Genomic DNA, 6883 nt, shown 5'->3' on the forward strand with positions numbered 1-6883 from the left:
CCGACTTTGTCATCCGTTCTGAGGACAGACGAAAACGCGACGGGTCCGTAGCATCCGGCAGAACTTTTCAATCGATGAAGACCTGCACATGCCAGCCATCCACCACCCTTGCACCCCGTGTCTGTTTCGCTGGCTCCGTCCGCTTCGTATCGTCACGCTGTGCGTTTCTTTGGCGCTGCTGAGTGCCTGCGGTGGTGGCAGCGGCGGCGACGACAACCCAACCACGCCCCCAGCGACCACCACCTACAACGTCGGCGGCTTGCTGGCCGGACTGGGCGCAGGCAAGAACGTCACGCTGGCCCATGTGGATGCGGCAGGTGCCACCGTTCAAAGCGCGGCCCTGAGCGCCAACGGCGCCTATGCCTTGCGACTGCCCGCGGGCACCGCGTACAACCTGCGGGTGTTGGTGCAGCCACTGGCCCAGACCTGCACTGTGGCCAACGGCACTGGCACGGCATCTGCAGATGTCAACACCATCAGCGTGACTTGCCAGGACACGATTGCTGCCCCCGAGGCCAAACCCGTCACCGGCAGAGTCACCGGCCTGGGGGCCGGCAAGACCCTGGTGTTGCAACTCAGCGCCAACGGCAGCACGCAGGAGGCCGTGGTCCACGCCGACGGCAGCTTCCAGTTCCCGCAGGGCATCACCGGCACGTATACGGTCACAGTCAAGACACCCCCGACAGGCCAGGCCTGCACGGTGGCCAATGGCCAGGGCGTGGTCGGCCAAAGTGTTGGCGCTGCCATCAGCGTCTCTTGCGCCAACAGCGCCTACACACTGGGTGGCAGCGTCAGCGGCAATGCTGGCGTGGTGGTTCTGCGCAACAGCGCCAACGGCGACAGCACCACGGTCTCTGGCAATGGTGCGTTTGCCTTTGCCCAGCCCGTGCTGCACGGTGCGGGTTATACCGTCAGCGTCTTTGACCAAAGCGCCGGCCAGAGCTGCAGCATGGTCAATGGTGCGGGCACGGCCCTGGCGGATGTACGCGACATCGCGGTCAATTGCACGGCCATCGTGGTCGTGCCGCCACCGGTGCCTGTGCCCGTGCCCGGCGTTCCGGCCAACCTGGCCATGGCCTACGGCATCAAGATTTTTAGCCTCAGTTGGGACACGGTGACCGCGCCCGCAGGCGGCGGTGCCGTCAGCTACAAGCTGTTTGAGGACCCGGACGGTGCCGGGCCCCTGGCCAGCAGCCAGATCGGCGGCACGCTCAGCGCTGCGGCCTATGCCCATACCGTCAGCGGCCTGTTGCACACCCGGCTCAATGCCCAGTACCGCGTGCAGGCCTGCAATACCAGCGGCTGCAGCGCTTTGACCGCGGCATTGACGCCCAACCTGACCCAGGCCATCGGCTACTTCAAGGCTTCCAACACCGGGGCGAATGACCTGTTTGGCAACGCCGTGGCCCTGTCCGCCGACGGCAGCACGCTCGCGGTGGGGGCGCCCGGCGAGTCCAGCAATGCCACCGGGATCGACGGCAGCCAGGCCGACAACTCATTTGCCGGCGCGGGCGCGGTCTATGTCTTCACGCGCAACGGTACGGTCTGGAGTCAGCAGGCGTACGTCAAGCCCGCCGTGAGCACTTTTGCGAACGATCAGTTCGGCTACGCCATCGCCCTGTCTTCAGACGGCAACACCCTGGCGGTCGGGGCCTATCTGGAAGACGGCTTGTCCAACGTTGTCAACGTCGGTGAGGGGAATGTTGGTTCGCCGAACACAGACGCCGGCGCCGTCTACGTCTTCACGCGCAGCGGAACGACCTGGGGCCAGCAGGCCTACCTCAAGTCCGGCAACGCAGGCTACAGCTCCTACCTTGGCTGGTCCGTCACACTGTCTGCCGACGGCAACACCCTGGCGGCAGGCGCCATCAATGATCCCAGGGGGATTACCGGGGTCAACCCCGTCTTGCCAGGAAGCTTTACCCCCGGCGCGGGCGCAGCCCACGTCTTCACCCGTGTGGGCACGCTGTGGAGCCATCAGGCCTACGTCAAGGCCAGCAACACGGAGGCGAACGACAACTTCGGGCATTCCGTCGCGCTGTCCGGCGATGGGAACACGCTGGCGGTCAGTGCGCTTAACGAAGACAGCAACGCCACCGGCATCGGCGGCGACCAAGCCAGCAATTCGAGAATGGACGCCGGTGCTGTCTACCTGTTCACGCGCACCGGCACCGTCTGGAGCCAACAGGCCTACATCAAGGCCAGCAACGCCTGGCAGGGCCAGGCGTTCGGCGTCTCGCTCGTCTTGTCTTTCGACGGCAGCACGCTGGCGGTGGGTGCCAACGGTGAAGGCAGCAATGCCGTGGGTATTGGCGGCGCCCAGAACAATACTTCCGCCAACGCTTCGGGCGCGGTCTACGTCTTCGCCCGCAGCGCAGCCGTGTGGACCCAGCAGGAATACATCAAATCCAGCAATTCGCAGGCGGGTGACCTGTTCGGCACCTCCGTCTCGCTGTCGTCCGACGGCAATACGCTGGCGGTGGGGGCCGTGGGCGAAAGCAGCAACGCCGCCGGCATTGGCGGCGCCCAGTCGGACAACAGCACGCTCCAATCCGGCGCGGCGTACTTGTTCACACGGTCGGGCGCCACCTGGAGCCAGCGGGCCTACCTCAAAGCCAGCAACACCGCCGCTACCGACATGTTCGGCTCCAGCGTGGCGCTATCGGCCGACGGCAGCGCGCTGGCGGTGGGCGCGCTGGCGGAAGACAGCAGCGCCACGGGCATCGGTGGCGACCAGGCCAACAATGGCGCGACCAGCTCGGGTGCCGTCTATGTTTATTAGTGTGCTACTCAATCAATAGCGTACAACCGCCATTGCACATGGCCTGGCGGTCAATTTTGCTTAGACCCTCTACTCCTGCCATGCCCGGTTTCTTACAATCCAGCGGAAAGACCAAGTAGTCGTACCGCAGCACCGGCCGCTGTGCGCGATGCGGGCAAGCTCTCAAGACCGTTTGGCGCCCGTGGGCGTTGGGGCGGCAGACTAGGCAGTGGATACTGCCAAGTTCATAACGCGCCACGCCGCCTCCTTCCCCATCATTGCGGGTACTGTGCCGGTCTTCCTATGCCCTCGGTCTCATCCAGTTTTCATCCCCAGTGCATTGGCCACTTGCACATAGACCCCGCCCAGCACCCGCAGGGGCGGCAGCACCTCAGTGCGGCCAGTGGTCTGGTGCGCTCCGGCCCAACGCTGTATGTCGTGGCAGACGATGAGCTGCACCTGGGCGTGTTCGAAGACACCGTTGCAGCCGGCGCGGCGCCTGGCCCTGGGGACCTGGTCCGGTTGCTGGAAGGCGATTTGCCCCCAGAGGCAGCGCCGCGCAAAAAGGCGAAACCCGACTTTGAAACCCTGGCCCGCTTGCCGGCCTTGCCTGGCTGTCCGGCGGGGGCGCTGCTGGCCTTGGGTTCAGGCTCCACTACCAACAGGGAGACCGCTGTGCTGCTGGGGTTGGCCGGCCCGGGTCGTCTCAGCGGACGCACGGCCATCGTGTCGCTGTCCCGCTTGTATGCGCCGCTGCGCAAGCGCTTCGCCGATCTGAATATCGAGGGTGCCTGGGTGGCCGATGGCCATTTGCACCTGCTGCACCGCGGCAACCAAAGCGACGCGCGCAGCGCCTGCATCCGGTACGACTGGAGCGGTATTGCGCCTTGGCTGGCGGGGCTGCAGGCGCAACCGCCGGAGATCAAAAACCTGCAGGTGCTCGACCTGGGCTCCGTCGACGGTGTGGCGCTGAGCCTGACCGATGGCGTGCCGCTGGAGGGCGGCGATTGGATGTTCAGCGCGGTGGCTGAGGACACTCGTGACAGTGTGGCAGACGGGGCCTGTGTTGCGTCTGCCCTGGGGGTTGTGACTGCGGACGGAAACGTGCGCCGCCTTGCGCACCTTTACGGCGCGCCCAAGGTCGAGGGGATTGCGGTGCAGCGCGAGGGCAACGACTGGCTCGTGACCATGGTGACCGACCCCGACGACCGGGCCGTGGCCTCGCAGCTGCTGGCCTGCCGCATCCCCCTGCAATATTGGACTTGAGGCGATGGAGGGCGATGGAGGGCGATGGAGGGCGGCGCAGGCGTGAGTCACGCAAACCCCGCCCAATCGCAAGCTCTCGCGCTGGGAGGCGACCGTATAGCGCCGCGGTCGGCCTTGCGGCTTCAGCCCTCTCCCAGCAACCTGGCAAAAAGATCTGTCCCGCCCATCTGCCCACCTTTGAGCATCAGCTCCAGCCCGTCACGAGCACGGTCCTGGCTATGCGCGCGGCTCAGGGTAACGCCGGGGCAGAGCATCGTTTGGTACGACAGCCCCCACAGTTGCAGGGCCTGCACGACGTGGCTGGAGGTGTCGCCGCCGGCGACACCAATACGCCGCAGCGGCGTGCCGTGCTCCGCTTGGGCTTGCACCACGCGGGCCACCAGCTTGGCGCTGGCCTGGGCCACCTGCTCGGCGGAAGTGATGTGGGCGGTCGTGCCGTCGGTGGGACCGGTGTAGGCCAGCACATGCTGGCCTTGTTGCAGGCCGGTGCAGATGGCGTCCAGCACGGTCTGCGCATACGCTGCGTCATTGCCAAGCCGCTGAGCGTCCACGGGGATGTGCTGGTAAGCCGTGGCGGCTTGCACCTGGGCTGCGGTCAGGGGCGACAGGCTTCCCGCCCACGCGAAGACCGGGCCATCGGCCCGCGTCAACGGGGGCGCTGTCGGGTGTGTGGATTTCGCCCAGTGGGCCACCAGGGCCTGGGCCACCGCACTGGAACCCACGGCCAGCAGCCGGGCCCTCTGTGCCTGCAGCCACAGCAAGCGGCCCACGATGACCAGCTGATCCGGCGTGGTCAGGTCCAGCAAGGTGGGCGCGATGGTTTGGGATGCGCCATCGTTGTCCAGCAGATCCTGCAGTGCAGCGTCCAACGCATCGGTACTGGGGTTGGCGTTGGTGTCGTACAGCGGGTAGTGCAGGGCGGTGATGCCATCCAGCCCCTGGCGCGCCAGATGAAGCCGAAGATCGGCTTCGCCCATGGGCGTGACCGGGTGCTGGCGCATGGTCGGGTGGCGGTCGATGCGGTGCACTGCGCCGCCGGTGCCTGCGGCCGCGAACAGGTTGCTGAACGCGCAATAACGCCCCAGGCTGGGTTGCCCGCCCACGATGGGCACCCAGCGGTTGTCCACAAACGGGTGCAGGGTCCGAATGCCGCAAGCAATGTTGCCGACATGCGGAGCGCTGTCGAACGTGGAGCACACCTTGTAGTGCAGCACCGGCGGTGCCAATTTTTCAAAGAAGCGGCCTACAGCGGACATCTCGGCCCGCATGGCCTCTGGCGGCATGGCGCGCGCGGCGCCGGCAATGCCCACCGCGTCCAGCGGCCCGGCCGCTGCCAGGGCATCGGCGCTGGGTACGCCCATGAACAGCATCGAGCGCAGGCCCGCCTGGGCCAACACGGCCAGCGTGTCGGTGGCGCCGGTGAAGTCGTCGCCGTACCAGCCGTACCGGGGGGCGGTAAATGTCATGGGTTACTTACTTCTTGCCGAAGAACTCGATGGCCCGGCGCAGCTCGGGGGCGTGTGCCGCACGCTCGGCCAGGGTTTCGCCCTTCTGCACTGCGTCCCAGGCCTGCTGCAGGCTGGCCACGCCTGCGGCGGCGCCATCGGGGTGGGCCAGGATGCCGCCGCCGGACATGAACAGCAGGTCGGTGGTGTGAATGCTGTCCCACGTTGCGGGCACGGTGCCGGCCCACTGGCCGTTAGAGAACGCGGGCAGCACGCGGTCGTCCAGGCCTTCGCACAGCGGGGCCAGGGTGTCGTGGGCCGACTCGATGACTTCTTCATCGGTCTGCGAGAACTTGCCTTGCAGGCCGTGCACGTGCATGTGGTCCACGCCCGCCAGGCGCCACAGCGTCTGCCAGGCGTTGAAAGAAAAGCCCAGCAGCGGGTGGCGCGACAGCGCGCCGTAGCCGTTGCGGTGGCCGTGTAGCGCCAGCGGGCTGTGGCGGCGCAGGGTTTGCACGGCCGAGTAGCCGCACCAGTTCAGGCTGACCATCACGCAGCTGCCACCCTCGGCCGCAATCAGGTCGGCGTGGCGGCGCATGGCGTCGGTCTCGTCGGTGATGTTGAAGGCCACCATCACCAGCTTGCCGGTCTTGTCCTGGTGGGCGCGCACACGGCGCATCACGGCTTTGACGCGGTCGACCAGCGGCGCGTGCACCGGGTTGGCGCAGACCTCGTCGTCCTTGATGAAATCCACCCCGGCGGCGCAGAGGCGTCCGGCCAAATCACCCGTCTCCTCAGCCGACAGGCCCACGTTGGGTTTGATGATGGTGCCGATCAGCGGGCGGCTCTGCACGCCCGTCAGCGCTCGGGTACCGGTGATGCCGTGGCGGGGCATATCAAACTGTTCGCGGTAGGCGCGCGGCAGTTTCATCGATTCCAGCCGCAGCCCGGTGACCTCGCCCAGGTCGTACAGATTGCCCGACACCGTGGCGGCCAGTGTCGGCAGGTTGGGGCCGATGTTGTCGCACGGAAAGCTCACGCGCAGCCGGGCGCGCTGCCAGGTCTGCGGTGTGTCAAACATGCCGCGCCGCTGCATCCAGCCGTTGGGCAGCGACGGCGCGGGCGCCACGTCCAGCAGCTCCACCGACTCGACCGTGGCGCGGGCGCGTTCGCGCAGCGCATCGGTCTCGCCCTCCACCCGGGTGAAGGTGCCACACGATTGTTCGCCCGCCAGCACTTCGGCCACGTGGGCCGGGTCCAGCGGGGTTTCGATCAGGTAGGTGGCTTCGAAGCGGTCTTGGGGCATGGCGGTATTCACTACGGTTTTGATAGCTGGTAGCGCTTATTGGATAAGCGCTAGAGGCCAATTTGACTGATTATTTCTCTATCTCGGATGGTTTTCACTCCCTCT

Annotated in this window: 4 protein-coding genes; 2 read left to right on the top strand and 2 right to left on the bottom strand. The window is 66.5% G+C overall.

What is annotated here, in order from left to right:
* The first annotated feature begins 88 nt into the window (after nucleotides 1-88).
* Both ACK41V_RS04305 and ACK41V_RS04310 read left to right on the top strand, forming a co-directional pair.
* Entirely contained in the window at nucleotides 89-2782 is a 2694-nt protein-coding gene (locus tag ACK41V_RS04305; RefSeq protein WP_409778296.1) for a beta strand repeat-containing protein, read from the top strand.
* 282 nt (nucleotides 2783-3064) lie between these two features.
* Nucleotides 3065-4027, top strand: a complete 963-nt coding sequence (locus ACK41V_RS04310; protein WP_409778300.1) for a DUF6929 family protein — start codon at nucleotides 3065-3067, stop codon at nucleotides 4025-4027.
* Between the two features lie 122 nt (nucleotides 4028-4149).
* Here the strand turns inward: ACK41V_RS04310 and ACK41V_RS04315 are convergent, their stop codons facing one another.
* Together ACK41V_RS04315 and ACK41V_RS04320 are read right to left on the bottom strand one after the other, a co-directional pair.
* Nucleotides 4150-5493, bottom strand: a complete 1344-nt coding sequence (locus tag ACK41V_RS04315; RefSeq protein ID WP_409778303.1) for a four-carbon acid sugar kinase family protein — start codon at nucleotides 5491-5493, stop codon at nucleotides 4150-4152.
* Between the two features lie 7 nt (nucleotides 5494-5500).
* Nucleotides 5501-6778 (bottom strand): ribulose-bisphosphate carboxylase large subunit family protein, encoded by a 1278-nt coding sequence (locus ACK41V_RS04320; protein WP_409778306.1) that lies wholly within the window; start codon nucleotides 6776-6778, stop codon nucleotides 5501-5503.
* Between the last annotated feature and the right edge of the window lie 105 nt (nucleotides 6779-6883).

It is taken from the genome of Acidovorax sp. (assembly GCF_046291265.1).
Lineage (GTDB): Bacteria > Pseudomonadota > Gammaproteobacteria > Burkholderiales > Burkholderiaceae_C > Acidovorax.

What these genes read in the sequence shown, in the direction of transcription:
- ACK41V_RS04305 (WP_409778296.1), top strand. Translation starts at nt 89, where the DNA reads ATGCCAGCCATCCACCACCCTTGCACCCCGTGTCTGTTTCGCTGGCTC.
- ACK41V_RS04310 (WP_409778300.1), top strand. Translation starts at nt 3,065, where the DNA reads ATGCCCTCGGTCTCATCCAGTTTTCATCCCCAGTGCATTGGCCACTTG.
- ACK41V_RS04315 (WP_409778303.1), bottom strand. Translation starts at nt 5,493, where the DNA reads ATGACATTTACCGCCCCCCGGTACGGCTGGTACGGCGACGACTTCACC.
- ACK41V_RS04320 (WP_409778306.1), bottom strand. Translation starts at nt 6,778, where the DNA reads ATGCCCCAAGACCGCTTCGAAGCCACCTACCTGATCGAAACCCCGCTG.